Raw genomic sequence first — 25,577 nt, 5'->3', positions numbered from 1 at the left:
GAACCGCGCGGCCGCGGAAAGCCCGCACTGTGACGCAATCGCCGCACTGACCGCCCGTCAGGCACCCGTCAGCCGCCCGGTTTGTAACTCGTCGTGGCCTTCTCGAAGACCTCGGTGACCTTTCCCTGCTCGTCCTCCGGGCCGGTGACCATGACCACGTGGTAGCTGCCGCCGAGCGCGACGACGAAGTTGCGGGCGAAGACGCTGCGCCCGGTGCCGTCGATCCATGTGTAGCGGCCCGTTGCGCGCAGTTGTTGGCCGACCTTGGTGGTCTTGACGTCGCCGACGGTGGACCAGGTGGAGGTGCGGTACGGCGTCAGCTCCTGCTCCTTGTCCTTCTGGTACGCCGCCGGGTCCGGGTTGCCCTCGACCTTGTCCCGGCCGGGGACCACGGTGAGGGTGAACTGCCCGCTGGTGTAGCGGACCTGGCCGGCCTCGTTGATGCCGCGGCGCTCCCAGCCGTCGGGGACGGCGATCTCGAAGTGCTCCGGGTCCTGCTGGGTGGTGTAGCCGGCCGGGGCGGGCGCGGCGGGGGTCGCCGCCGCCGGGGGCGGTGTCGTCGTCTGGGGCGCGGGCTTGGACTCGGGCGCTGCGGTGGGAATCCGGGACGGGCTCTGCTTCGGCGGGGCCGGCGCGGCCCCGCCCTGGCCGTCCGGATCGGCGGAGCGCGGCATGAACAGCATCGCGTACGCCACGGCCCCGGCGAGCAGGAGCAGGATCCCGAGGAGCAGGGTCCGGCCCAGGGCACGGGGCTTGCGGGGGGCCGCGGGATTGCGGTGCCGCCCGTGGAGGTCGCCGCGGCGGCGTACGACGGGCAGCCGCGCGGGGTCCGGATCGGGCATCGGGAGCATGGCGAGGCCCGCGTCGGGCTCGGGGGCGGACCGTACGAGCGAGCGCAGCCAGCCGCGGAGCTCCTCGAAGTCCGGGCGCTCGGTCGGGTCCTGACGCAGCAGCGATTCGACGACCGGCCGGAGCGCTCCGCACTCCTCGGCGAAGGCCGGGGGCTCGGAGCAGACCATCTCGACGAGCTCGGCGACGGACTCCTCGGGGTAGGGGGCATGCCCCTGGACGGCCCGGTAGAGCAGCGCGCCGAGCGCCCAGAGGTCGGTGGCGGGGCCGACGGGGGCCGCCAGCTGCCAGGGCCCGGTGACGTGCCGGGCCTGCTCGGGGGCCCACCGCTCGGTGACGGCACCGACGACCGCCATCCGCGTCTGGCGTGCCCGCTCGGCGTCGAGGCCGCTGCGCGGGCCGGCCCAGTCGGCGGCCGGCTGCGGGACCGGCTGGGTGGAATACGGGGTGGAGGGGGCGCGTTCGGGGGTGTCGGCCTGGCGGTATCCCTGCGGCAGCGCGAGCTGGGCGGGCAGGGCGGGGGCCTGCGGTGGCTGCGCTGCCGGGCCTGCCTGAGGGGCGTGCCCTGCCTGCGGGGCGTGCCCTGCCTGCGGGGCGTGCCCTGCCTGCGGGGCGTGCCCTGCCTGCGGCGCCGACTGTGGCTGCGGCGCCGGCCCTGGCTGCGGCACTGCCCCTGCCCGCGCCGGGAGCCCTGCCTGCGGCGCCGGGCCTGGCTGCGGTGCGTGCGGTGCCTGTGCCGCCTCCGGCTCCTGCTCCCGGCCGGGCTCGGGGGGCGTGAGGGCCGGGCGGCGGGGGGTCGCGCCGTGCCAGGGCTGGGCGCTGCCGGCCTCGGGGCCGCCGTACGGGTACGAGTACCCCTGCGGCAGCGTCGACCCCTGCGGCCTCGGCTCCGGTACGACGATGGGGTCGGACTGGCGCTGCTCGCCGACCTCGGCGGCGGCGGCCCGTGCCCCCGCCCGGTACGCGGCGATGGCCCCGGCCCGGGCGGCGGCCTTGAGTTCGGGCCGGTCCTCGGGGCGTTCGGGGGTGATGTGGTCGGTGTACCGCGGCCCGGTGTCATAGCCCGGGGCCACCAGAGGCGCGTACCCGCCGCCGTAGGGCTCCGCCTCGGGCCCGGCGGGGCGCGGTCCGGCGGGGCCCGGTCCGGGGTCCTGGCCCGCGGCGGGCGGAGCCGGGGCGCCGCCGCCCCAGCCCGTACCCCCGCCGGTGGCGTCACCGCCCGGCACGGGGTCGTAGCCGCACAGGGCCTCCTCCGCCGCGCCGGCCGCGAGGCCGGTCAGCACGACCCGCCCGTCGTCGCAGACCAGGACCGTCCTTACGGTGATGTTGCGGTGGGTCCAGCCGTGCGCGTGCAGCACCCGCAGCGCGGTCAGTACGTCCGAGGCCACCTCCGCCGCCCGGTAGGGGGTCAGCGGCTCATCGGCGATCAGCGCCGCCAGCGGCCTGGCCGGGACCAGTTCGCTCACTATCCACAGCGACCCGCCCTCGGCGAACACGTCGAAGACCTGGTCCAGCCGGGGGTGGTCGGGGACGGCGGCCGCGGCCTGCGCCGCCTCGATCGCCCGCCGCACGGCCGGCAGATCGCCCGGCGCACGCTGCCCGGACACCGGCACGGACCCGTGCCCGTCCAGCAGCTCGGCGTCCACGACCTCCGGCAACGGCACCTGCCGGACCAGCACTTCCTGCCCGCTGCGGGTGTCGAAGGCGCGGGTCTCCACCAGCTCGTACTCGTCCGTCGGCGGCAGCGGCAGACGGTAGCGGTGGGCCAGGATCCGGCCCGCGTAGTCCTCCACATCGCCTCCCCCGAGTGCTGGGGGCACCCCCGTGGCCCCGCTGACACGATACGTCTCCGGGGCCGCCCGCGTCCCGAGGTCAGCCGAGCGGCTGGAAGGTCTCGAAGGCGGTGTTGCGCATCTGGGTGCACTCGGGGCCGTCCCACTGGTCCGCGGCGCAACTGATCATGATGGCGTAGCCGTGCGTCGCGTCCACCTTGAAGCCGCGGTTGAGCACGCGGACCCGGATGCCGCTCTGCTCCCTCTCGAACTCCCAGTCGGCGACGGTGGGATAGTTCCGGTAGCTCGTCGGGTTGATCCCGATCTGGCGGTACCCCTTGCTGCTGCTCGCCACGGCGGGGGCCAGCTGGGCCCAGGCCAACCGGGCGTCGTCGCCCGGAGTGGCGGTGTGGTCGACCTGGATCCGGGGGAATCCGCCGTCGCGGCTGTATATCCCGCCGGAGTTATCCCCCGCGGTCGCCGTCTGGTGGAAGCCCTGGGGCATCGCCATCGAGAAGTGGAACCCGGGCTCCGTCACCATCACATAGCCCGCGGGTATGCCGCTCCCCCCGCCCCCGGGCTGTGCGCCCTGGCCCTGGCCCTGGTTCTGCCCCTGGTTCTGGCCGGTGCCGGGGCTCTGCTGGCCCTGGTCGCCGGGAGTGGCGTTGCCGTTGTCCGCGCCGCCGCCCGGCTCACCGGGCTTGGCCGAGGGCTGGGGGCTCTGCCCGGCTCCGCCCGGCGTCTGGCTCGCGGACGCGGAGGGGTTGCCCTGGCCACCCTTGCCCTCGTCCTTGCGGCCGTCGGCGTCGTCGCCTCCGACGGCGTAGGCGATGAGCGAACCGACCACCGCGAGCACGACCACCACGGCGGCTATCGCGAGCGCGATCGTGCGGCGCGGCATGACATCGGTGAGCGGGGCGGCCACCCGGGGGGCCTTGGCGGAGGAATGGGGCGCGGACTTGTCCGCCGGGGGCTCCGCGGCCGTGGCGGCCGTCGTGGCCGCCGCTGCCGCCGCCGCCTTGCGGGCCGACTTCAGCGCGGCGCGGGCGCGTTCGCGCTGCTCGCGCTCCTTGCGCTCGCGTTCCTTCCTCGCCGCCTTCTCGGCCGCCTTCTCGGCCGCCTTCTCCGCGGCGGCCTTCTCGGCGGCCTCCTGGGCGTCGGCGAGCGAGATCTGGCGGGTCTGCTCGGCGGGCGGCGCCGGCACCCGGACCGGTTCGGGCTCGGGCGCGTTGATGACGGCGCCCAGCATCGCCCGTGCCCGGACGTCGTCCAGACGCTGGGCCGGGTCCTTGGCGAGCAGGCCGTAGATGACCTCGGTCAGCGGGCCGGCGTTCTTGGGCGGGTCCACCGGCTCGGTCATGACCGCGGTGAGGGTGGCGAGGGCCGAGCCCTTGTCGTACGGGGGCACGCCCTCGACGGCGGCGTACAGCAGTCCGCCGAGCGACCACATGTCGGCGGGCGGGCCGGGCTTGTGGCCGCGGGCGCGCTCGGGCGAGATGTAGGAGGGGGCGCCGACGAGCATGCCGGTGGAGGTGACGGAGGGGTCGCCCTCGACCTGCGCGATGCCGAAGTCGGTGAGGACGACGCGGCCGTTGGGGGCGATGAGCACGTTGGACGGTTTGACGTCCCGGTGCAGGATGCCCTGTCCGTGGGCGGCGCGCAGCACGTCGAGCACCGCGAGGCCGACCTCGGCCGCACGGCGCGGGGTGAGGGCGCCGTTCTCCCGTATGAACTCGGCGAGGGAGAGGCCCTCGATGAGCTCCATGACGATCCACGGCCGGGCGTCCTCGTCGACGACGTCGTAGACGGTGACGGCTCCGCCGCTGCGGATCCGGGCGATGGCCTTGGCCTCGCGCAGGGTGCGGGTGATGAGGCGTCGCTTCTCGTCCTCGTCGACGCCGCTGCCGAAGCGGAGCTCCTTGACGGCGACCGTCCGGCCCAGGGTCTCGTCCTGGGCCCGCCAGACGGTGCCCATGCCGCCCTTGCCGAGCACGGCACCGAGCCGGTAGCGGCCGGCCAGCAGCCGGCCCTTGTCCTGGCCGTCTCCGGCCGACTTGGCGGCCTCGGCCCGGGCCTTGACCTCGGCGGCCACGGCATCGGCCTTCTCCACCACGGGATTGACGGGCTTCGCCGGCTCGGCCTTGGCCGCCGGCTTCACATCGTCAGGCTCCGCCTGGGCCGCAGGCCCGGCGCCCTCGGACGCCGCCTCGACCGCAGGCTTCGCATCCTCGGCCGCGGGCTTCGCATCCTCGGGCTCCGCCTTGGCAGCAGGCTTCGCGTCCTCGGGCTCCGCCTCGGCAGCAGGCTTCGCGTCCTCGGGCTCCGCCTCGACCGCGGGCTCCGCGCCCTTGGCTTCGGGCTTCCCGCCCCCCGGCTCCGCCTTCGTCAACCCCGGCTTCGCAGCCGCGGGCTTCGCGTCCTCGGCGGGCGCGGCCTCGGCCGACGCAGCCGGAGCCGCAGCCCCCACCTCTTCGGGCTTCGCCGCAGGCGCCCCGTGCTCCGGCTTCGACATGCGTCCCCTCTGCGATCGTGCCGCTGCTCCGCCTGCCCCGGCGACCGACCAACCCGGCGGCCGAGCGACCCGGCGGCCGGGGTCCGCGTAACCCGCCCCGGCAGAACCTTCATTGTTCCTCACTCCGCAACGGACGGGCGCCCCGGGTCCGCGGTTCCCCCTTCCGCATCCCGGAGTTACAACGGAACGATGTCGGGCGCCCCCAGCCGCGCGGCGTCCGCCGTCTGGTCGTCCGGCTGGCGCTGCGATTCCCGCTCCGCCTGGACCCGCTTCTCGTAGTGCTCCACTTCTTTCTCGATCTGCTGCTTGTCCCAGCCCAGCACCGGCGCCATCAACTCCGCGCACTCCCGCGCCGAGCGCGTCCCCCGGTCGAAGGTCTCGATCGAGATCCGCGTCCGCCGCGTCAGCACGTCGTCCAGGTGGCGCGCCCCTTCGTGCGAGGCCGCGTAGACGATCTCCGCCCGCAGGTAGTCGTCCGCGCCCGACACCGGCTCAGCCAGCCCCGGATCGGCGGCGATCAGGTCCAGCAGTTCCTCCGCGAGTGACCCGTACCGGTTCAACAGGTGCTCCACCCGGACCACGTGAAGCCCCGTCCGAGCCGCCGTCCGCGCCCGCGCGTTCCACAGCGCCCGGTACCCCTCCGCGCCCACCAGCGGCACGTCCTCCGTCACGCACTCCGCCACCCGCTGGTCCAGCCCGTGCACCGCCTCGTCGACCGCGTCCTTGGCCATGACCCGGTACGTCGTGTACTTGCCGCCCGCCACGACCACCAGCCCCGGCACCGGATGCGCCACCGTGTGCTCGCGCGACAGCTTGCTCGTCGCGTCCGACTCCCCGGCCAGCAGCGGCCGCAGGCCCGCGTACACGCCCTGGACGTCGTCCCGCGTCAGCGGCACCGCCAGCACCGAGTTCACGTGCTCCAGCAGGTAGTCGATGTCCGCGCTCGACGCCGCCGGGTGCGCCTTGTCCAGGTCCCAGTCGGTGTCCGTGGTCCCCACGATCCAGTGCCGCCCCCACGGGATGACGAACAGCACCGACTTCTCGGTCCGCAGGATCAGCCCGGTGGTCGAGTGGATCCGGTCCTTCGGTACGACCAGGTGGATGCCCTTCGACGCCCGGACGTGGAACTGCCCGCGCTCCCCGATCAGCGCCTGGGTGTCGTCCGTCCACACCCCGGTGGCGTTCACGACCTGCTTCGCGCGGATCTCGTACTCCCCGCCGCCCTCGACGTCCCGGACCCGGGCGCCGACCACCCGTTCGCCCTCGCGCAGGAACCCGATCACCCTCGCCCGGTTGGCGCAGTGCGCCCCGTACGCCGAGGCCGTCCGCACCAGCGTGGCCACATACCGCGCGTCGTCCATCTGGGCGTCGTAGTACTGCAGCGCGCCCACCAGCGCGTCCTTGCGCAGGGCCGGGGCCACCCGCAGGGCCCGCTTGCGCGAGAGGTGCCGGTGCACCGGCAGGCCCCGGCCGTGCCCGCTGGAGACGGACATCGCGTCGTACAGCGCCACGCCCGATCCCGCGTACCACCGCTCCCAGCCCTTGTGCTGCAACGGGTAGAGGAACGGCACCGGCTTCACCAGGTGCGGCGCGAGGCGCTCGAGGAGCAGGCCGCGCTCCTTCAGCGCCTCCCGCACCAGGGCGAAGTCGAGCATCTCCAGATACCGCAGGCCGCCGTGGATGAGCTTGCTCGACCTGCTGGAGGTGCCGGAGGCCCAGTCGCGCGCCTCCACCAGACCGGTGGACAGCCCTCTGGTCGCCGCGTCGAGCGCCGTGCCGGCGCCGACCACGCCCGCGCCCACGACCAGTACGTCCAGCTCCCGCTCGGCCATCCGGGCGAGGGCTTCGGCGCGCTGCGCCGGTCCCAGTGTCGCTGTCCTCACGGCTGCCTCCCGTTGGTGCGGGTGCTCCCCGCGTCGTGCGGGGTGATCCCGCTCACATTCCCCGTTCCATGATTCTGACCGCCCGCACCCACATCAGCCACCGCCTGTGGACAACACAACGGCGACCACCACTCCGGAATGCGACATATCTGTCATATATACGCCTAGTCTGACATTGCGCCAGCTCCCGGGGGCTTTCCGCGTCCACAGGGCTTGCGCGCGCATCCCCCTCATGTCAGGGAAGGGACGGCACCCCCATGCCCGCAGACCTCGCCGTCATCGGACTCGGCCATCTCGGCCTCCCCCTCGCCCAGGCGGCCGTGGCCGCCGGGATCGAGACGGTCGGCTACGACAGCGGTCCGGTCACGGACTCCACCCTCACCGCCGCCGAGATCCGCCGCATGTCGGCGGCCGGCTTCCGGGTCACCACCAACCCCGCCGAGCTCGGCCGGGTCCGTACCGCCGTCATCTGCGCCCCCACCCAGCTCGGCGCCGACCGCGCACTGGACCTCTCCGCCATCGGCGAGGCGGGCCAGGTGCTCGCAGCCCGGCTCCGCCCGCACACCACCGTGATCCTCGAGTCCGCCGTCCACCCGGGCGTCACCGAGGACTACCTGCGACCCGTCCTCGAGGCGGGCTCCGGGCTGCGGGCCGGCCGGGACTTCCACCTGGCCTACTCCCCCAGCCGCCTCGACCCGGGCAACCGCACGCACGGCATCTCCAACACCCCCAAGGTGATCGGCGGCCTCACCCCCGCCTGCACCGAGTCCGCGCACGCCTTCTACGCCCGGCTCACCGAGAAGGTGGTCCGGGCCCGCGGCCTGCGCGAGGCCGAGACGGTACAGCTCCTGGAGACCAACTACCGGCACGTCAACATCGCCCTCATGAACGAGATGGCCGTGCTCTGCCACGACCTCGGCGTCGACCTGTGGGACGTCATCCGCTGCGCCGAGACCAAGCCGTACGGCTTCCAGGCGTTCCGCCCCGGACCCGGCGTCGGCGGCCACGGGGTCCCCCTCGACCCGAACTACCTCCCCCACACCACCCGCACCCCGGGCCACCCCCTGCGCATGATCGGCCTGGCCCAGGAGATCAACAACCGGATGCCGCAATACGTCATCCAGCGTTCCGCCACCCTGCTGAACGAGCACGGCAAATCCGCGCGCGGCGCCCGCGTCCTGCTCCTCGGCGTCACCTACAAGCCCGACCTCGCCGACCAGGAGGGCTCCCCGGCGCGCGAAATCGCCAGCCGCCTGCTCGACCTGGGGGCGCTCGTCAGCTACCACGACCCGTTCATCACGGGCTGGCGGGTCAGGGACCAGCCGGTGCCGCGCGCCGAGTCCCTGTACGAGGCCGCCGCCAACGCCGACCTGACGATCCTCCTCCAGCACCACCGCACCTACGACCTGCAAGGACTCGCGGTGAAGGCCCAGCTGCTCCTGGACACCCGAGGAGCCAGCCCGGCGGGCGCCGCCCACCGGCTCTGACTTCGGAAATTCCCCCTCACGGATGTCCGTGCGGCCTGCTAGCCTGCGGCGTCACTTATCTCGCACTTACGCCCTCCGGGCGTTCGCATGCCCGAATCCCTGGGGGGGATTTCCCACATGAGCCAGAACTTCCTGCCGCCGGCGCCCGACTCCTTCACCGAGGCCCCGGCCGCCCCGGCCCCGGCCCGCACCGGCAACCTCGGCCTCGGCATCGTCGCCGCCGTCGTCGCGGCCCTGGTCGCGGCCGGCGCCTACGGCGGCATCATGAACGCCATCGACCGCGAGATCGGCTACGCCGCGGCCGGTGTCGGCCTCCTCGTGGGCCTCGCCGCCGGAAAGATCGGCGGACGCAACCCCGTCCTGCCCGTGGTCGCCGCCGTCCTCTCGCTCGGCGCCGTCTACCTCGGCCAGCTCTTCTTCATCGCGCTCGTGCTGGCCGACTACGGCAAGGTCGGCGTGGGCGAGGTCCTCGGCCAGGCGGGCGTCAGCGGCCTGAACGACGTCTGGAAGGAGAGCATGGACGCCATGTCCTTCCTCTTCCTCGCGATCGGCGGCTTCGTCGCCTTCGGTTCGGCCAAGAAGGTCAGCGACTGACCCCGCGCCACCGCGTACGCCGGAGGGCCGGCACCCCGAGCGGGGTGCCGGCCCTCCGGCGTAGGTACGGGAAGCGTCAGCGGCTGTGCTGCGAGTCCGCGACCGTGACCTCGACCCGCTGGAACTCCTTGAGCTCGCTGTAGCCGGTGGTGGCCATCGAGCGGCGCAGCGCGCCGAAGATGTTCATCGAGCCGTCCGGGGTGTGCGACGGGCCGGTGAGGATCTCCTCGGTGGTGCCGACCGTGCCCAGGTCGACCTTCTTGCCGCGCGGCACGTCCTCGTGGACGGCCTCCATGCCCCAGTGGTTGCCCTTGCCCGGCGCGTCCGTCGCGCGGGCCAGCGGGGAACCGATCATCACGGCGTCGGCGCCGCAGGCGACGGCCTTGGGGATGTCGCCCGACCAGCCCACGCCGCCGTCGGCGATCACGTGCACGTACCGGCCGCCGGACTCGTCCATGTAGTCGCGGCGGGCCGCGGCCACGTCCGCGACGGCGGTCGCCATCGGGACCTGGATGCCGAGCACGTTGCGGGTGGTGTGCGCGGCGCCGCCGCCGAAGCCGACCAGGACGCCCGCCGCGCCGGTGCGCATCAGGTGCAGGGCGGCGGTGTAGGTGGCGCAGCCGCCCACGATGACCGGGACGTCGAGCTCGTAGATGAACTGCTTCAGGTTCAGCGGCTCGGCGGCGCCCGAGACGTGCTCCGCGGACACGGTGGTGCCGCGGATCACGAAGATGTCCACGCCCGCGTCCACGACGGCCTTGGAGAACTCGGCGGTGCGCTGCGGGGACAGCGCGGCGGCGGTGACGACGCCCGAGTCGCGCACCTCCTTGATGCGCTGCCGGATCAGGTCCGCCTGGATGGGGGCGGAGTAGATCTCCTGGAGACGGCGGGTCGCGGCCTGCTCGTCCAGCTCCGCGATCTCGTCGAGCAGCGGCTGCGGGTCCTCGTACCGGGTCCACAGGCCTTCGAGGTTCAGCACGCCGAGGCCGCCGAGCTCGCCGATGCGGATCGCGGTCTGCGGGGAGACGACCGAGTCCATGGGGGCGGCCAGGAAGGGGAGCTCGAAGCGGTACGCGTCGATCTGCCAGGCGATCGAGACCTCCTTCGGGTCCCGGGTCCGCCGGCTCGGGACGATGGCGATGTCGTCGAACGCGTACGCCCTGCGGCCGCGCTTGCCGCGCCCGATCTCGATCTCAGTCACGTGTGGTGGCCTTTCCTCTGGGTCTGCCCGTCCAGTATCCCCGAACGCCGGGGGCCCGCGTTCCGGTGCCCGCTGTACGGACGCCGAACCCCCTCCGGCCCGGAGAACGGCGAAGGGGGCGGGCCCCTCGCGGGCCCGCCCCCTCACCTCACACCGGTCAGCCCTTGCGGGAGTAGTTCGGCGCTTCGACCGTCATCTGGATGTCGTGCGGGTGGCTCTCCTTGAGGCCGGCCGAGGTGATCCGCACGAAGCGGCCCCGGTCCTGCAGCTCGGGAACCGTGCGGCCGCCGACGTAGAACATCGACTGGCGCAGGCCGCCGACGAGCTGGTGCACGACCGCGGAGAGCGGACCGCGGTAGGGCACCTGGCCCTCGATGCCCTCGGGGATGAGCTTGTCGTCGCCGCCCACGCCCTCCTGGAAGTAGCGGTCCTTGGAGAAGGAGCGCTGGTCGCCACGGGACTGCATCGCGCCGAGCGAGCCCATGCCGCGGTAGGACTTGAACTGCTTGCCGTTGATGAAGAGCAGCTCGCCCGGGGACTCCTCGCAGCCCGCGAGCAGCGAGCCGAGCATCACCGTGTCGGCGCCCGCGACCAGGGCCTTGGCGATGTCGCCGGAGTACTGGAGGCCGCCGTCGCCGATGACCGGGACGCCCGCGGCCTTGGCGGCGAGCGCGGCCTCGTAGATCGCGGTGACCTGCGGGACGCCGATGCCGGCGACGACGCGGGTGGTGCAGATGGAGCCGGGGCCGACGCCGACCTTGATGCCGTCGCAGCCGGCGTCGATCAGCGCCTGGGCGCCGTCGCGGGTGGCGACGTTGCCGCCGATGACGTCGACGGAGGAGTTCGACTTGATCTTGGCGACCATGTCGCCGACCAGGCGGGAGTGGCCGTGGGCGGTGTCGACGACGATGAAGTCGGCGCCCGCCTCGATCAGCGCCTGGGCGCGGTCGTACGCGTCGCCGGCGACACCGACCGCCGCACCGACCAGCAGCCGGCCGCCCTTGTCCTTGGCGGCGTTCGGGTACTGCTCGGCCTTGACGAAGTCCTTGACCGTGATGAGGCCCTTGAGGATGCCCGCGTCGTCGACCAGCGGAAGCTTCTCGATCTTGTGGCGGCGCAGCAGCTCCATGGCGTCCACGCCGGAGATGCCGACCTTGCCCGTGACCAGCGGCATCGGCGTCATGACCTCGCGCACCTGGCGGCTGCGGTCGGACTCGAAGGCCATGTCGCGGTTGGTGACGATGCCCAGCAGCTTGCCGGCGGCGTCGGTGACCGGGACGCCGGAGATGCGGAACTTCGCGCACAGCCGGTCGGCCTCGCCGAGCGTCGCGTCCGGGTGCACCGTGATCGGGTCGGTGACCATGCCGGACTCGGAGCGCTTGACCAGGTCGACCTGGTTGGCCTGGTCGGCGATGGAGAGGTTGCGGTGCAGTACGCCGACACCGCCCTGGCGGGCCATCGCGATGGCCATGCGGGCCTCGGTGACCTTGTCCATGGCGGCGGACAGCAGGGGGACGTTAACCCGGACGTTGCGCGAGATGAGGGAGGAGGTGTCGATCTCGTCCGGGGCCATGTCCGACGCGCCCGGCAGCAGCAGCACGTCGTCGTAGGTCAGTCCGAGCGTGGCGAATTTGTCGGGCACTCCGTCGGTAGTCATGACACCTTCCCAAATGGTCTTGCTCAGCGCGGATGTCCATGCTAACGGGATCCCGCAGCGTCTCATTCCACGAGCCAGGCCGATCGGAAGTTTCGTCGGTTCCTACGACGGACCGGCGGACGCGCCCCGCGGTTCCTACTGCTCGGCGAGCGCGCGCAGCCTGCTGAGGGCGCGGTGCTGGGCGACCCGCACCGCCCCCGGCGACATGCCGAGCATCTGCCCGGTCTCCTCGGCGGTCAGCCCGACGGCCACCCGCAGGACGAGGAGCTCGCGCTGGTTCTCCGGCAGATTGGCCAGGAGCTTCTTGGCCCAGGCCGCGTCGCTGCTGAGCAGCGCCCGCTCCTCCGGGCCGAGCGAGTCGTCGGGCCGCTCCGGCATCTCGTCGGAGGGGACGGCCGTGCTGCCCGGGTGCCGCATGGCGGCCCGCTGCAGGTCGGCGACCTTGTGCGCGGCGATGGCGAAGACGAAGGCCTCGAAGGGCCGGCCGGTGTCCCGGTAGCGCGGCAGGGCCATCAGGACGGCGACGCAGACCTCCTGCGCCAGGTCCTCCACGAAGTGGCGGGCATCACCCGGAAGCCGCGACAGCCGGGTGCGGCAGTAGCGGATCGCGAGCGGGTGAACGAAGGCGAGCAGGTCGTGCGTGGCCTGCTCGTCGCCCTCCACCGCCCGGCGTACGAGCGCGCTGACGGCCCCGGCACTGCCGCCCTTGGCGGCGCCGGTCGGGCCTGTGGCCGCGGGTGACCCCGGGGCCTCGTCGTCGCGCATCGATCCATGGTGCCTTGGCGCCTGAGGTTCCGTGGCACCACGGCCGGTTTCGTGCATCGAAGCGTTATGAGCGGGTGCGCCGGAACTCATGGTCTGCACCCCCCTCCCGCTCGCCGAATGATCCCCGGGACGGGGATCCCACATTTCCAAGAATGCGGCACACCCTCAAGGATGCGGCATCGCGCACGAAGCGACACGTCCCCCGGATTGTGCCCCGCCAATCCCCGGCTGCGCACCGGGTACGACGGGGCTCACGGTCGTCGGACCGGGCCGTGGCCCGTGGGTCAGCGGACCAGGCCCCAGCGGAAGCCGAGCGCGACGGCGTGCGCGCGGTCCGAGGCGCCGAGCTTCTTGAACAGCCTGCGGGCGTGCGTCTTGACCGTGTCCTCGGAGAGGAAGAGCTCGCGCCCGATCTCCGCGTTGGACCGGCCGTGGCTCATGCCCTCCAGCACCTGGATCTCGCGCGCGGTGAGCGTGGGCGCGGCGCCCATCTCGGCCGAGCGCAGGCGGCGCGGGGCCAGTCGCCAGGTCGGGTCGGCCAACGCCTGGGTGACCGTGGCCCGCAGTTCGGCGCGCGAGGCGTCCTTGTGTAGGTAGCCCCGGGCGCCGGCGGCGACCGCGAGGGCCACGCCGTCCAGGTCCTCGGCGACCGTCAGCATGATGATGCGGGCGCCGGGGTCGGCCGAGAGCAGCCGGCGGACCGTCTCGACACCGCCCAGCCCGGGCATCCGTACATCCATCAGAATGAGGTCGGAGCGGTCGGCACCCCAGCGGCGGAGGACTTCCTCGCCGTTGGCAGCCGTCGTCACACGCTCGACGCCGGGCACGGTGGCAACCGCGCGACGGAGCGCCTCTCGGGCAAGCGGGGAGTCGTCGCAGACGAGGACGGAAGTCATGACCGCCCTCCGCAGCTGCTGATGCGCGTCACCTTGAGCCTCCAGGCTGGTACGTATCGTCACCTGTGCGGTCGATGCCCCCGGACACCTGTCCGAGAACTTATTGGTTCAACCGCCTTCGCACTCTCAACGATGGTCACTCGAAAGAGTTACGGGTCGGACGGACACCTTCGGCACTCTACGTGAGGAAGCGAACACGACACGGACGCCACAAGGCAACTGTCCTCCATTTGGAGCTATGCCCTATTTGGCGGCTTTCCTTCCGTTTGGCACGTGTCTGAGGCTAGATTCCCAATGAGTCATATTTACATCTACTCCGACAGTAGGTGTGGAGACCCTTGGAGACATCGACCGTATCCGCCTCAGTACCGGCACCTAGAGGACTACCCATGGCAGATTTCTCCCGCCTCCCCGGACCGAACGCCGACCTCTGGGACTGGCAGCTGCTGGCTGCCTGCCGTGGGGTCGACAGCTCCCTCTTCTTCCACCCGGAAGGCGAGCGGGGCGCGGCCAGGAGCGCGCGCGAGGCCTCGGCTAAAGAGGTCTGCATGCGATGCCCGGTCCGCGCGGAATGTGCCGCGCACGCGCTCGCCGTCCGCGAGCCCTACGGAGTGTGGGGAGGGCTGACGGAGGACGAGCGGGAGGAGCTGATGGGCCGCGCGCGCCACCGCCTGATCCCCGCGTCCAGTGCGATCGGACCGATCACGCCTCACTGAACGGGAGAACAAACGCCCGAAGGAACGTTCCTGCGAAATTCGTGCGGGTTCCTTCGGTCCGCCGCGCCCGCCGGGCGTGTCGCGCTCCGGAGCGAAAAGTCACGCGTTCGGCCGTACGTCCCCGGACGTACGGTCAGCGCGTGGCGGCCCGCTCCAGCTCGGCCAGCGTCGCGGCCACGGCCGGCACCCGGGCCAGGTCCGGCAGGGTCAGCGCCACGACCTCCCGCTCCACGGCCGGCTCCACCGCCACCGTGCTGACGCCCTTGGCCCGTACGGACTCCACCGCGAGCTCCGGCAGCACCGCGACGCCCAGCCCCGCCCCCACCAGGCCGACGACCGCCGGATAGTCGTCGGTCGCGAAGTCGATCCGCGGGGTGAAGCCCGCGCCCTCGCACACCTCCACCAGATGGCGGCGGCAGCGCGGACAGCCCGCGATCCACGGCTCGTCGGCCAGCTCCGCCATGCCCACGCGCTCGGCCCCGGCCAGCCGGTGGCCCTCGGGGACCAGCCCGACGAGCCGGTCCGTCAGCAGCGGGCGCACCACCAGGTCCTCCCACTCCGCCGCGGATCCGGCCGCCCCGCCGTAGCGGAAGGCCAGCGCCAGGTCGCAGTCCCCCTCCCGCAGCATCTCCACCGAGCGCGGCGGTTCGGCCTCGACCAGGGAGATGCGGGTCCCCGGGTGCTCGGCGCGCATCGCCGCGAGGGCGGTCGGCACCAGGGTGGAGCTGCCGCTGGGGAAGGACACCAGCCGCACCCGCCCCGCGCGCAGCCCGGCGATGGCCGCGACCTCCTCCTCGGCGGCGGTCAGCCCGGCCAGGATCCCCGCGGCATGCCGGACCAGGGCCTCACCGGCCTGGGTCAGCCGCATCTCGCGGCCGGTCCGGATGAGCAGGGGGGTGCCGGCCGACTGCTCCAGCGCCTTCATCTGCTGGGAGACGGCCGGCTGGGTGCAGCCGAGCTCGCGGGCGGCGGCGGAGAAGGACCCGGTCCCGGCGACAGCGCGCAGAACCCGGAGATGACGTGCCTCGATCACCACTGGAGCATAAGCCCAGCTTTGACTGCCACGCGAATATCCCCTCGCCACTTTGGGGCGGCTCGGCTGATTTTGCTTTCATGGGCCCCATGCATCTGATCTCCGTGAACCTCGGCCGCGCCACGGCCGTCGACTACACCGAAGCGGAAAGCGGCCTGACCGGCCACGGCAAGCTCCCGGTACCCGGACCGGTCCGCGTGACCGCCCCCGGCCCCAAGGCCACCGGCCTGGGCAGCGGCCTCGAGGGCGACGCCGTCTGCAACCGCCGCTACCACGGCGGCGACCACCAGGCCGTCTACGCGTACGCGCGCGAGGACCTCGACCTGTGGGAGGCGGAGCTCGGCCGCGAGCTGCCGGCCGGGACGTTCGGCGAGAACTTCACCACCTCCGGCATCGACCTGAACACCGCGCGCCTCGGCGACCGGTGGCGGGTGGGCGCGGACCTGGTCCTCGAAGTGGCCTCGGCCCGCGTCCCGTGCCGGACCTTCCAGGGGATCCTCGGGGAGCGCGCCTGGGTCAAGCGGTTCACCGCGGAGGCACGGCCCGGCGCGTACTTGCGGGTGATCGAGGAGGGCTCGGTCTCCCCCGGCGACGCCATCGACCTCATCCACCGCCCGGACCACGACGTGACGGTCCAGCTGTGGTTCCGCGCCTTCACCACCGAGCGCGCCCTGCTGCCGCGCACCCTGGCGGCGGGCGCGGCGATGGAGCCGGAGGCCCATGAGCAGGTGCGGCAGTACGTGGCGAAGTACGGGGCCGGGGACGGGTCGAGGTAACGCCGTCACGAGGGGCGGCTAGGTTGCGCCTATGACGACTGCGTTGATTACGGGATCCACGGCGGGCATCGGCGCCGCCTTCGCCCGGCGGCTCGCCGCCCAGGGCCACAACCTGGTGCTGGTGGCGCGTGACACCAAGCGGCTCGGCGAGCAGGCCACCGAACTGCACGACCGGCACGGCATCGAGGCCGAGGTGCTGGCCGCCGACCTCTCCACGGAGGAGGGCATCGCCTCGGTCGAGCGGCGGCTCGACGACCGCACCCACCCGGTGGACCTGCTGGTCAACAACGCGGGTTTCGGCAACAAGGGCCGCTACCTCGAGGTCTCCATGGCCGACGAGCTGACCATGCTCAAGGTGCACATCGAGGCGGTGCTGCGGCTGACCTCGGCGGCCACCGAGTCGATGCGCTCGCGCGGCCGCGGCGGCGTGATCAACGTGGCCTCGGTGGCGGCGTTCGTACCGCGCGGCACCTACGGGGCGAGCAAGGCCTGGGTCGTGCAGTTCACCCAGGGCGCGGCGCGGGACCTGTCGGGGTCGGGCGTGCGGCTGATGGCCCTGTGCCCCGGCTTCGTACGGACGGAGTTCCACCAGCGCGCCGGCATGGGCACCGACAACATCCCCGGCTGGATGTGGCTCGACGCCGACAAGCTGGTGGCCGCGGCGCTGGCGGACCTGGCGCGGGGCAAGGCGGTGTCGATCCCCGACCCGCGGTACAAGGCGCTGATGGGCGTGGTGAAGCTGGCGCCGCGCGGGCTGCTGGGCGGAGTCTCGTCCCGTACGGGCCGCAAGTACGGACCCCAGTAACCCCGGTAACCCCAGTAACTCGCCGGTAAACCCGCCGAATGGGTGAAATCTACCTAAAATGGACGTGTCCCATCCAGCCCGGGAGACGCCATGACATTCGTACAGATAATCGATTACAAGACCAGTCGGCAGGACGATCTCAACCAGCTGCTCGACCGGTACGTCTCGCAGAGCCAGGGCAGGCGCACCGTCACCCACAGCATGGTGGGCAAGGACCGCGAGAACGAGAACCACTATGTGGACGTGGTCGAATTCCCCTCGTACGAAGAGGCCATGAAGAACTCTCACCTCCCGGAGACGGACACGATGTTCCAGGAGATGGTGGCCCTGTGCGAGGGGATGCCGACGTTCACCAACCTCGACGTGGTCCGCGACGAGAACATCAACAAGCACATGGTCAACCGGATGTTCGACGAGTGCGTCATGAGGGGGAACCTCGACCTCGTCGACGAGATGTTCACGGCTCGGTACATCGACCACGACACCATGAAGAACGGGACCGCCACCGGGCGGGACGTCATGCGCGAGGACATCACGGCCTGGCGCGACGCCTTCGACTTCGAGTTCACCACGGACGCGCAGCTGGCCGAGGGCGACTACGTCACCACCGTGTGGAGCTGGACCGGAACCCACAAGGGCGAGTTCCAGGGCATCGCACCCACCGGCAAGAAGTGCTCGATGACCGGCTCCACGACGTTCCGCTGCGAGGACGGGATGATCGCCGAGGGCTGGTGGCACATGGACGCCATGGGCCTAATGCGCCAACTCGGCGCCGTGTAGGGCGCGCACGCACGGGGCTCGCGCACTCGGCCGCGCACCCCCGCACACGGGAAGGCCCCGTTCCGCCGAGGCGGAACGGGGCCTTCCGAGCGTGGTGCGCGATCAGTGGCTGTGGCCGTGACCGTGGCCGTGACCGGCGTCGCCCTCTTCCTCGGCCGGCTTCTCGACGACCAGGGTCTCGGTCGTGAGCAGCAGGGAGGCGATGGAGGCGGCGTTCTCCAGCGCGGAACGGGTGACCTTCACCGGGTCGATGACGCCGGCCTTGACCAGGTCGCCGTACTCGCCGGTGGCGGCGTTGAAGCCCTGGCCCTTGTCGAGCTCGGCGACCTTCGAGGTGATGACGTAGCCCTCGAGGCCGGCGTTCTCGGCGATCCAGCGCAGCGGCTCGACGGCGGCGCGGCGCACGACCGCGACACCGGTGGCCTCGTCGCCGGTCAGGCCGAGGTTGCCCTCGAGGACCTTGACGGCGTGGACGAGCGCGGAGCCACCGCCGGAGACGATGCCCTCCTCGACCGCGGCGCGGGTCGCCGAGATGGCGTCCTCGAGGCGGTGCTTCTTCTCCTTGAGCTCCACCTCGGTGGCGGCGCCGACCTTGATGACGCAGACGCCGCCGGCGAGCTTCGCCAGGCGCTCCTGCAGCTTCTCGCGGTCCCAGTCCGAGTCGGTGGACTCGATCTCGGCCTTGATCTGGTTGACACGGCCGACGACGTCCTCGTGGCTGCCGCCACCGTCGACGATGGTCGTGTCGTCCTTGGAGATCGTGACGCGGCGGGCGGAGCCCAGTACGTCCAGACCGGCCTGGTCGAGCTTGAGGCCGACCTCCTCGGCGATGACGGTGGCACCGGTGAGGGTGGCCATGTCCTGCAGCATCGCCTTGCGGCGGTCGCCGAAGCCGGGGGCCTTGACGGCGACCGCGTTGAAGGTGCCGCGGATCTTGTTGACGACGAGGGTGGAGAGCGCCTCGCCCTCGACGTCCTCGGCGATGATCAGCAGCGGCTTCGAGGCGCCGGCCTGGATGACCTTCTCGAGCAGCGGCAGGAGGTCCTGGATGGAGGAGATCTTGCCCTGGTTGATCAGGATGTACGGGTCGTCGAGGACGGCCTCCATACGCTCCTGGTCGGAGACCATGTACGGCGAGAGGTAGCCCTTGTCGAAGGCCATGCCCTCGGTGAACTCCAGCTCCAGGCCGAAGGCGTTGGACTCCTCGACGGTGATGACACCGTCCTTGCCGACCTTGTCCATCGCCTCGGCGATGAGCTCGCCGACCTGCTGGTCCTGCGCGGAGAGCGCGGCCACGGCGGCGATGTCGGACTTGTCCTCGATCGGGCGGGCGGTCGCGAGGAGTTCCTCGGACACGGCCTTGACCGCGGCGTCGATGCCCTTCTTCAGGGCGGCCGGGGACGCGCCCGCGGCGACGTTGCGCAGACCCTCGCGGACCAGCGCCTGGGCCAGCACGGTGGCGGTGGTGGTGCCGTCACCCGCGATGTCGTTGGTCTTGGTCGCCACCTCCTTCACGAGCTGCGCGCCCAGGTTCTCGTACGGGTCGTCCAGCTCGACCTCGCGCGCGATGGTGACGCCGTCGTTGGTGATGGTGGGGGCGCCGAACTTCTTGTCGATGACGACGTTGCGGCCCTTGGGGCCGATCGTCACCTTGACCGTGTCGGCAAGCTTGTTGACGCCGCGCTCGAGGGCGCGACGGGCGTCCTCGTCGAACTTCAGAATCTTCGGCATGGGAGCGGTTCAGTCCTCTCATTGCGATCGGCCGCTCACCGCGACCGCCACCGCCTGGAACGAACTACGCCCCTCGCCGCCCGGCATCAGCAGGGTGACCAGGGGCGCAGCTCAAATCAAAACTTGAAGCGAATTACTTCTCGACGATCGCGAGCACGTCGCGAGCCGAGAGGACGAGGTACTCCTCGCCGCTGTACTTCACTTCGGTGCCGCCGTACTTGCTGTACAGCACGATGTCGCCGACGTTGACGTCCAGCGGGAGACGCTGGCCGTCCTCGAAGCGGCCCGGGCCCACGGCGAGGACAACGCCCTCCTGGGGCTTCTCCTTCGCAGTGTCCGGGATGACCAGGCCGGAGGCCGTGGTCTGCTCGGCGTCGAGCGGCTGGACCACAATGCGGTCCTCGAGCGGCTTGATGGCAACCTTGGAGCTGGCGGTCGTCACGATCCGACCTCCCCCTTCGGAGATCCGGGGTTAACTGTCTGAGGTGGCGACCAGGTCGATCCGTCGTCGCGGGTGCCGGACCTGCCTGTCGCTGTGTTGGCACTCACCAGTGGCGAGTGCCAGGTGCGACACTATTCCGGTGATTAGCACTCGGTCAAGCGGAGTGCCAATTCCCGACGGTGGGCGTTGCGTGGCGCGACCCCCGGAACCGCCCGAAACCCGGGCGCACGGGCGTTCGATCTCAGTACTCTCCGGTCATGACCAGGACAAACTCCGGCGTGCGCCCGCGGCACCTCCTACCGATCGCCGTCGGCCTCGCGGCCGGGATCTACATGCTCTCGGGCGCAGTGCCGCGACTGGCGGCCCAGGCGGCCGGGGTGGAGGGCGTCTTCCACGCCACGCGGTGCACGCAGGAGCTGGACTCGGACGGGGACGAGCACTGGATGTGCGAGGGGTCGTTCGCGGCGGGCGACGGATCGTTCGCGATCCCCCGGGTCGAGGTCGACACCAGCTTCGACACCCGGCCGGACGGGCCGCGGGCCGCGTTCGTCCTCGGTCCGTCCGCCACCACGGCCGTGCGGCCCGGCGTCTTGGTGTGGCTGGGCCCCGGGGCGGGGGGGGTGCTCTCGCTCACCTTCCCGGCGTGGGCCGCCGTCGCGGCCTCCCGGGACGCGCTGGCGCGGGCCCGGGGGCGGAGGCGGGGTTCGCGGGTGGATACGGCGGACGGCGCGGGGCCGGTACCCGGCCCGGGGGCGGAACCGAGGGCGAAAACGGCACCACAGCCCGATATGTGAGGCTTGTGCGGTGCGCATCCTCGTGGTCGAAGACGAAGAAGGCCTCGCCGAATCCCTGCGGCGCGGCCTGTCCGCCGACGGGCACCTGGTCGAGGTCGCGCACGACGGCCACCGCGGCCTGGACCTCGCCCTCGCCGGCGGCCCGTACGAGGTGGTCCTCCTCGACCTGATGCTCCCGGGCGTGAGCGGCTACGAGATCTGCACCCGCCTGCGCGCCCACGGCGACACCACCCCGGTGCTGATGCTCACCGCCCGGGACGGCGAGTACGACGAGGCCGAGGGCCTGGACTCCGGGGCCGACGACTACCTGACCAAGCCGTTCTCCTTCGTGGTCCTCGCCGCCCGGATCCGGGCGCTGGCCCGCCGTGCGGGCGCGCCCGACCGCTCCACCCTGCAGGCCGGCGACCTCCTCCTCGACCCGCAGGGCCGCCGCTGCCGCCGCGGCTCCCAGGACATCGAGCTCACCGCCCGCGAACTCGGCGTACTGGCCTGCCTGATGGAGCGGCCCGGGCAGGCCGTCGCCAAGCAGGACATCCTCGACGAGGTCTGGGACGCCCCGCACGGCATCGACCCGAACATCGTCGAGGTGTACGTCTCCTCGCTGCGCCGGAAGATCGACGCGCCCTTCGGCCGCCGCTCCATCCTCACCGTCCACGGGACCGGCTACCGGATGGCCCCGGACGGTGGCTAGTACCGTCCGGGCGCGTACGGCGATCGCCGCGGCCCTCGCGATGGCCGCCGTCCTGGCCGCCGGCGGGCTGTGGCTGTACGCCCTGCTGCGGGCCAACCTGCTCGACAACACCACCGGGCGCACCGAGCTCGCCGCCCGCAAGGTCGCCGTCCAGGTCGACAGCCGGACCCTGCCGCCCGACGGCCGGCTGCCCGCGCCCGAACGCGGGGTGGACCTGGTCCTCGTACGGGACGCCCGGGGGCGCACGGTGGCGACCAGCGGGGATCCCGCGGACCTCCCGGACCTGGGCCGGCTGAGCCCCGGGGGCGGCGCCGGGGCGCGTGCCGACGCGGGTTCCGGTTCCGGTTCGGGGGAGGACTCGCGGTCGGCCGTGCTGGCTCCCGACCGCCCCGGCGGGGAGCGGCGCGTGGCGGTCGCGGTGGAGGCCGCCGGTCCGCCGGGCGCGCACGACCCGCACACCGTGTACGCGGTGACCGTGCTCGCGGAGGTGGACGACGCGGCCGGGGCCGTGGCGGTCGGCCTGCTGGCGGGCGCACCCCCGCTGATCGCCTTCGCCGCAGCCCTGGCCTGGCGGGTGACGGGGTTCGCGCTGCGCCCGGTGACGGCCATCCGCAACGAGCTGGCCGCGGTCACCGCGAGCGAGCTCGACCGGCGGGTTCCGGATCCGGGCGGGGCGGACGAGATCGCGCAGCTGGCCCGTACCGTCAACGACACCCTGGACCGGCTGGAGCGGGCCGACGCCCGGCAGCGGCAGTTCACCGCGGACGCCTCGCACGAGCTGCGCAATCCGCTGGCCGCCGTCCGCTCCCGACTGGAGGTGGCCCTGGCCATGGACCGCCCCGACCGGGAGTCGGTGGCGGCCGCGCTGGCCGACACCGAGCGGCTCCAGCGGATCGCGGCGGACCTGCTGCTGCTGGCCCGTCTCGACGGCGGGCCGGGGCCGCGGAGCGAGCCGGTCGACCTGGCGCTGCTGGCCGCGGAGGACGTGGCGCGCCGGGGCGGGCCCCGGGTGGCGCTGCGGCTGGAGGCGCGGACGCCCGTACCGGCCGGCGGGGACCCGGCGCGGCTGGAGCGGGCGCTGGCCAACCTCGTGGACAACGCCCTGCGGTACGCCCGCGCCGTGGTGGTGGTGCGCGCGGCCGCGGACACGGCGGGAGGCGGCGCCTGGGCGGTGCTGGAGGTCACGGACGACGGTCCGGGGATCCCGGAGGCGGACCGGGACCGGGTGTTCGAGCGGTTCGTACGCCTGGACGCGGGCCGCGGCCGGGCCAGCGGCGGGACGGGGCTCGGCCTGGCCATCGCCCGGGAGATCGCGCGGGCGCACGGGGGCGACGTACGAGCGCTGCCGGCGCCCGACGGGGGCGCGCGGCTGGTGCTGCGCATCCCGTGCCGGTAGCCGTCGGCGCCTTCGGTACGCCGGTGCCACCGGGTGCGCCGCCGCCTTCGGAACGCGGCGCTCCCGCCGGCACTCAGGATTCCTTCAGCGTCCCTCCCCCACCATCGACAGGCATGAGCGCGCACCGGAGGAAGACGACCGCCCCAGGCCACCGGCCCTCCCGCCGTCGGCGGCTCGGCCGCACGATGCTGATCACCAGCTGCGCGCTGGCGGTCATGGCGGGCGGCGGCGCCTGGTACCTGTACCGGGACCTGGCCTCCAGCATCGGCAGCTCCAAGGCCCTGGAGGGAGCGCGGAAGTCGGCGTCCGGTGATGTGAACGTCCTGCTCATGGGCCTGGACAGCCGCAAGGACCAGAACGGCGAGGACCTGCCGGACGACGTGCTGGACAAGCTGCACGCCGGCAGTTCGGACATCGGCGGCTACAACGCGAACACCCTGATCCTGCTCCACGTACCCGCCGACGGCGGCCAGGCGAAGGCCTTCTCGATCCCGCGCGACGACTTCGTCGACATACCGGGCCACGGCAAGGACAAGATCAAGAAGGCGTACGGGCTCGCGAAGGAGAAGAAGCAGGAGCAGCTCGTCACACAGGGGGTCGGCGACCGGCGGCGGCTGGAGCGCGAGGGCCGGGAGGCGGGGCGCAAAGCCGAGATCGAGACCGTGCGGAACTTCCTGGGGGTCCCGATCGACCACTTCGCCGAGCTGAACCTGGCCGGTTTCTACCACCTCGCCGACGCCCTGGGCGGGGTACCGGTGTGCCTGAACAAGCCGGTGAAGGACAGGTACTCCGGCGCCGACTTCCCGGCGGGCCCGCAGACCCTGAACGGGCAGCAGTCGCTCGCCTTCGTCCGTCAGCGGCACGGCCTGGCCAGGGGTGACCTGGACCGGACGAAGCGGCAGCAGGCCTTCCTCGCGGGCGCGACGAAGAAGTTGAACTCGGCCGGGACCTTCACCGATCCGGTGAAGCTGATGAAGCTGATCGACGCCGCGAAGCAGGACGTGGTGACGGACGAGGGGTGGGACCTGCTGTCGTTCGTGAAGCAGGCGAAGAACCTGTCCGGCGGGAAGGTGCGCTTCACGACACTCCCCATCGAGGGTTTCGGAAGGAACCATGGGGAGGACATCAACGTCGTAGATGATATGAAGATAAAGCGCCTCATTGCCGAGCAGATCGGGCCGAAGGCCACTCCGAGCCCGAGCGCACCGGGCGCCGCTTCAGCATCGGGTTCGGGGGCGGGCTCGGGCTCGGGAGGGGCGCCCTCCGCGTCGCCCGGGCCGGCCGCACCTCCCGCGTCACCCGCCCCCGCACCCTCGTCCGGCTCCGCGGACGGTGGCGGCATCCCGTGCGTGGACTGAGGCCCCTGACGTCGGCGGGCTCGCGCCGCCGCACCGAGGCGCTGCTGCTGGTCTTCGTCGTCGCGATCGCCGTGTTCGGCCACGCCAACGCCGGTCTCGCCATGAACGGCGCGCTGCCGCCCAACCTCACCGGCTTCACGATCAGCATGACGCTGCTGTCGCTGGTCGGGCACCTGGGCATCCGCCGGTTCGCCGCGTACGCGGACCCGCTGATCTTCCCGCTCGCCATGCTGCTGACCGGGCTGGGGCTGGTGCTGATCCACCGCCTCGACCAGGGGTACATCGACCGGTACGGCTCGGACGCGAACGCTCCGGGCCAGCTGATGTGGACGGTGGTCGGCGTCGCCGCCTGCATCCTGGTGGTGGCGCTGCTGCGCGACCACCGGCTGCTGCAGCGGTTCATCTACCTCACGATGGCCGTCGCGCTGGTGCTGCTGATCGCGCCGGCCTTCTTCGGTGCGGACACGTACGGGGCGAAGCGCTGGATCATCCTCTTCGGCTTCTCGCTGCAGCCGGGCGAGTTCGTGAAGATCATGATCGCGATCTTCTTCGCCGGATATCTGGTCATCCACCGGGACTCGCTGGCCCTGACGGGCCGCAAGTTCCTCGGCATGCGGCTGCCCCCGATGCGGCAGCTGGGGCCGATCATCACGGTATGGATCGTCTCCATGCTGGTGCTGGTCTTCGAACGCGACCTCGGCACCTCGCTGATCTTCTTCGGCGTCTTCGTGGTGATGCTGTACGTGGCCACCGAGCGCACCGGCTGGATCGTGTGCGGCCTGTTCATGGCGGCGGTGGGCGCCTTCGCGGTGGGCTCGACGGAACCGCACGTCAAGGCGCGCGTGGCGGCGTGGCTCAACCCGCTGTCGTACTACTGGGAGAACCGGCCGGCCGGGGTCACCTCGGACCAGTCGGCGCAGGCGCTGTTCAGCTTCGGCACCGGCGGCATGTCGGGGACCGGCCTGGGCATGGGGCACCCGGAGCTGATCAAGTTCGCGGGGCGCAGCGACTTCATCCTCACGACGGTCGGCGAGGAGCTCGGGCTGGCCGGGGTGATGGCCGTCCTGATCCTGTACGCGCTCCTCGTGCAGCGCGGGCTGCGGATGGCGCTCGGCGCCCGCGACCCCTTCGGCAAGCTGCTGGCGGTGGGCCTCGCCGCGGCCCTGGCCCTCCAGGTCTTCGTGGTGGCGGGCGGCGTCACGGGCCTGATCCCCCTGACCGGCAAGGCCCTGCCGTTCCTGGCGAAGGGCGGCTCGTCCCTCCTGGCCAACTGGATCATGATCGCCCTGCTCCTGCGCATCAGCGACAGCGCGGAACGCCAGCGCGAGGCGGACGCCCGCGGCCCGGCGGAGACGACGATCACGCCGGTGGTGGCGGGGGACGTCACCCGGGCGGGAGCCGGCTGACCGGGGCCGATGGCCGTACGGCACAGCGGTACG

21 protein-coding genes are annotated in these 25,577 nt (G+C 72.3%); 11 read left to right on the top strand and 10 right to left on the bottom strand.

All coding sequences use genetic code 11. The features are described from left to right. Positions 1-68: 68 nt before the first annotated feature. From BGK67_RS21330 to BGK67_RS21320, 3 genes are all read right to left on the bottom strand, one after another. Positions 69-2,642 carry a protein kinase gene (locus BGK67_RS21330; RefSeq protein WP_069921566.1) on the bottom strand — a complete coding sequence of 858 codons (2,574 nt, stop codon included), beginning with the start codon at positions 2,640-2,642 and terminating at the stop codon, positions 69-71. A 79-nt stretch (positions 2,643-2,721) separates the two neighbouring features. After that, positions 2,722-5,133: a protein kinase domain-containing protein gene (locus tag BGK67_RS21325; RefSeq protein WP_079154307.1), complete on the bottom strand. Its 2,412-nt coding sequence runs from the start codon at positions 5,131-5,133 to the stop codon at positions 2,722-2,724. A gap of 176 nt (positions 5,134-5,309) precedes the next feature. Next, positions 5,310-7,016: a glycerol-3-phosphate dehydrogenase/oxidase gene (locus BGK67_RS21320; protein WP_069921565.1), complete on the bottom strand. Its 1,707-nt coding sequence runs from the start codon at positions 7,014-7,016 to the stop codon at positions 5,310-5,312. Positions 7,017-7,273: 257 nt separating this feature from the next. Between BGK67_RS21320 and BGK67_RS21315 the strand changes: the two genes are divergently transcribed. Beyond that, positions 7,274-8,503 (top strand): nucleotide sugar dehydrogenase, encoded by a 1,230-nt coding sequence (locus BGK67_RS21315; protein ID WP_069921564.1) that lies wholly within the window; start codon positions 7,274-7,276, stop codon positions 8,501-8,503. A 117-nt stretch (positions 8,504-8,620) separates the two neighbouring features. Then, entirely contained in the window at positions 8,621-9,097 is a 477-nt protein-coding gene (locus tag BGK67_RS21310; protein ID WP_069921563.1) for a hypothetical protein, read from the top strand. A 76-nt stretch (positions 9,098-9,173) separates the two neighbouring features. Here BGK67_RS21310 and BGK67_RS21305 read toward each other — a convergent pair whose 3' ends face one another. From BGK67_RS21305 to BGK67_RS21290, 4 genes are all read right to left on the bottom strand, one after another. Next, complete coding sequence (locus tag BGK67_RS21305; protein ID WP_069921562.1) at positions 9,174-10,298, bottom strand: GuaB3 family IMP dehydrogenase-related protein; 1,125 nt, start codon at positions 10,296-10,298, stop codon at positions 9,174-9,176. A 157-nt stretch (positions 10,299-10,455) separates the two neighbouring features. Continuing rightward, a complete protein-coding gene (gene guaB, locus BGK67_RS21300) occupies positions 10,456-11,955 on the bottom strand; it encodes an IMP dehydrogenase (RefSeq protein WP_069921561.1) in 1,500 nt (499 codons plus the stop codon). Between the two features lie 135 nt (positions 11,956-12,090). Then, on the bottom strand, positions 12,091-12,720 hold the full coding sequence (locus tag BGK67_RS21295; protein ID WP_079154306.1) for a sigma-70 family RNA polymerase sigma factor: 630 nt from the start codon (positions 12,718-12,720) through the stop codon (positions 12,091-12,093). A 284-nt stretch (positions 12,721-13,004) separates the two neighbouring features. After that, positions 13,005-13,616 carry a response regulator transcription factor gene (locus BGK67_RS21290; RefSeq protein ID WP_003948568.1) on the bottom strand — a complete coding sequence of 204 codons (612 nt, stop codon included), beginning with the start codon at positions 13,614-13,616 and terminating at the stop codon, positions 13,005-13,007. A 389-nt stretch (positions 13,617-14,005) separates the two neighbouring features. Between BGK67_RS21290 and BGK67_RS21285 the strand changes: the two genes are divergently transcribed. Continuing rightward, the gene (locus BGK67_RS21285; RefSeq protein WP_069921560.1) at positions 14,006-14,332 is read left to right on the top strand and encodes a WhiB family transcriptional regulator; all 327 of its coding nucleotides are present in this window, start codon (positions 14,006-14,008) and stop codon (positions 14,330-14,332) included. A gap of 133 nt (positions 14,333-14,465) precedes the next feature. Here BGK67_RS21285 and BGK67_RS21280 read toward each other — a convergent pair whose 3' ends face one another. Continuing rightward, a complete protein-coding gene (locus BGK67_RS21280; protein ID WP_069924012.1) occupies positions 14,466-15,365 on the bottom strand; it encodes a LysR family transcriptional regulator in 900 nt (299 codons plus the stop codon). Positions 15,366-15,454: 89 nt separating this feature from the next. Between BGK67_RS21280 and BGK67_RS21275 the strand changes: the two genes are divergently transcribed. The 3 genes from BGK67_RS21275 to BGK67_RS21265 all read left to right on the top strand — a co-directional run bounded on the left by BGK67_RS21275 (position 15,455) and on the right by BGK67_RS21265 (position 17,726). Continuing rightward, positions 15,455-16,141 (top strand): MOSC domain-containing protein, encoded by a 687-nt coding sequence (locus BGK67_RS21275; protein WP_069924011.1) that lies wholly within the window; start codon positions 15,455-15,457, stop codon positions 16,139-16,141. A gap of 31 nt (positions 16,142-16,172) precedes the next feature. Beyond that, positions 16,173-16,946 (top strand): SDR family NAD(P)-dependent oxidoreductase, encoded by a 774-nt coding sequence (locus BGK67_RS21270; protein ID WP_069921559.1) that lies wholly within the window; start codon positions 16,173-16,175, stop codon positions 16,944-16,946. A gap of 90 nt (positions 16,947-17,036) precedes the next feature. Further along, complete coding sequence (locus tag BGK67_RS21265) at positions 17,037-17,726, top strand: ester cyclase (RefSeq protein ID WP_069921558.1); 690 nt, start codon at positions 17,037-17,039, stop codon at positions 17,724-17,726. 102 nt (positions 17,727-17,828) lie between these two features. On the opposite strand, the gene groL is transcribed toward BGK67_RS21265, so the two are convergent. Both groL and groES read right to left on the bottom strand, forming a co-directional pair. Beyond that, positions 17,829-19,457, bottom strand: a complete 1,629-nt coding sequence (groL, locus tag BGK67_RS21260; RefSeq protein WP_069921557.1) for a chaperonin GroEL — start codon at positions 19,455-19,457, stop codon at positions 17,829-17,831. A gap of 133 nt (positions 19,458-19,590) precedes the next feature. Further along, the gene (gene groES / locus BGK67_RS21255) at positions 19,591-19,899 is read right to left on the bottom strand and encodes a co-chaperone GroES (protein ID WP_007265952.1); all 309 of its coding nucleotides are present in this window, start codon (positions 19,897-19,899) and stop codon (positions 19,591-19,593) included. 257 nt (positions 19,900-20,156) lie between these two features. Here groES and BGK67_RS37650 point away from each other — a divergent pair, with 257 nt between their 5' ends. The 5 genes from BGK67_RS37650 to BGK67_RS21230 all read left to right on the top strand — a co-directional run bounded on the left by BGK67_RS37650 (position 20,157) and on the right by BGK67_RS21230 (position 25,544). Further along, on the top strand, positions 20,157-20,693 hold the full coding sequence (locus tag BGK67_RS37650) for a hypothetical protein (RefSeq protein ID WP_141754040.1): 537 nt from the start codon (positions 20,157-20,159) through the stop codon (positions 20,691-20,693). 10 nt (positions 20,694-20,703) lie between these two features. Beyond that, positions 20,704-21,384 (top strand): response regulator transcription factor, encoded by a 681-nt coding sequence (locus tag BGK67_RS21245; RefSeq protein WP_069921555.1) that lies wholly within the window; start codon positions 20,704-20,706, stop codon positions 21,382-21,384. After that, complete coding sequence (locus BGK67_RS21240) at positions 21,377-22,780, top strand: sensor histidine kinase (protein WP_244291282.1); 1,404 nt, start codon at positions 21,377-21,379, stop codon at positions 22,778-22,780. The genes BGK67_RS21245 and BGK67_RS21240 overlap by 8 nt, the downstream gene beginning before the upstream one ends. 113 nt (positions 22,781-22,893) lie before the next feature. Continuing rightward, entirely contained in the window at positions 22,894-24,138 is a 1,245-nt protein-coding gene (locus BGK67_RS21235) for an LCP family protein (RefSeq protein WP_069921554.1), read from the top strand. Further along, positions 24,126-25,544 carry an FtsW/RodA/SpoVE family cell cycle protein gene (locus tag BGK67_RS21230; protein WP_069921553.1) on the top strand — a complete coding sequence of 473 codons (1,419 nt, stop codon included), beginning with the start codon at positions 24,126-24,128 and terminating at the stop codon, positions 25,542-25,544. Before BGK67_RS21235 ends, BGK67_RS21230 begins: the two co-directional genes overlap by 13 nt. The last annotated feature ends 33 nt before the right edge of the window (positions 25,545-25,577 follow it).

Source organism: Streptomyces subrutilus (assembly GCF_001746425.1).
Lineage (GTDB): Bacteria > Actinomycetota > Actinomycetes > Streptomycetales > Streptomycetaceae > Streptomyces > Streptomyces subrutilus_A.
This window is presented reverse-complemented; position numbering and strand designations above follow the sequence as displayed.

Coding starts and splice junctions, on each gene's coding strand:
- BGK67_RS21325 (WP_079154307.1), bottom strand. CDS start 5,133: ATGTCGAAGCCGGAGCACGGGGCGCCTGCGGCGAAGCCCGAAGAGGTG.
- BGK67_RS21315 (WP_069921564.1), top strand. CDS start 7,274: ATGCCCGCAGACCTCGCCGTCATCGGACTCGGCCATCTCGGCCTCCCC.
- BGK67_RS21310 (WP_069921563.1), top strand. CDS start 8,621: ATGAGCCAGAACTTCCTGCCGCCGGCGCCCGACTCCTTCACCGAGGCC.
- guaB (WP_069921561.1), bottom strand. CDS start 11,955: ATGACTACCGACGGAGTGCCCGACAAATTCGCCACGCTCGGACTGACC.
- BGK67_RS21295 (WP_079154306.1), bottom strand. CDS start 12,720: ATGCGCGACGACGAGGCCCCGGGGTCACCCGCGGCCACAGGCCCGACC.
- BGK67_RS21290 (WP_003948568.1), bottom strand. CDS start 13,616: ATGACTTCCGTCCTCGTCTGCGACGACTCCCCGCTTGCCCGAGAGGCG.
- BGK67_RS21285 (WP_069921560.1), top strand. CDS start 14,006: ATGGCAGATTTCTCCCGCCTCCCCGGACCGAACGCCGACCTCTGGGAC.
- BGK67_RS21275 (WP_069924011.1), top strand. CDS start 15,455: ATGCATCTGATCTCCGTGAACCTCGGCCGCGCCACGGCCGTCGACTAC.
- BGK67_RS21270 (WP_069921559.1), top strand. CDS start 16,173: ATGACGACTGCGTTGATTACGGGATCCACGGCGGGCATCGGCGCCGCC.
- BGK67_RS21265 (WP_069921558.1), top strand. CDS start 17,037: ATGACATTCGTACAGATAATCGATTACAAGACCAGTCGGCAGGACGAT.
- groL (WP_069921557.1), bottom strand. CDS start 19,457: ATGCCGAAGATTCTGAAGTTCGACGAGGACGCCCGTCGCGCCCTCGAG.
- BGK67_RS37650 (WP_141754040.1), top strand. CDS start 20,157: ATGACCAGGACAAACTCCGGCGTGCGCCCGCGGCACCTCCTACCGATC.
- BGK67_RS21235 (WP_069921554.1), top strand. CDS start 22,894: ATGAGCGCGCACCGGAGGAAGACGACCGCCCCAGGCCACCGGCCCTCC.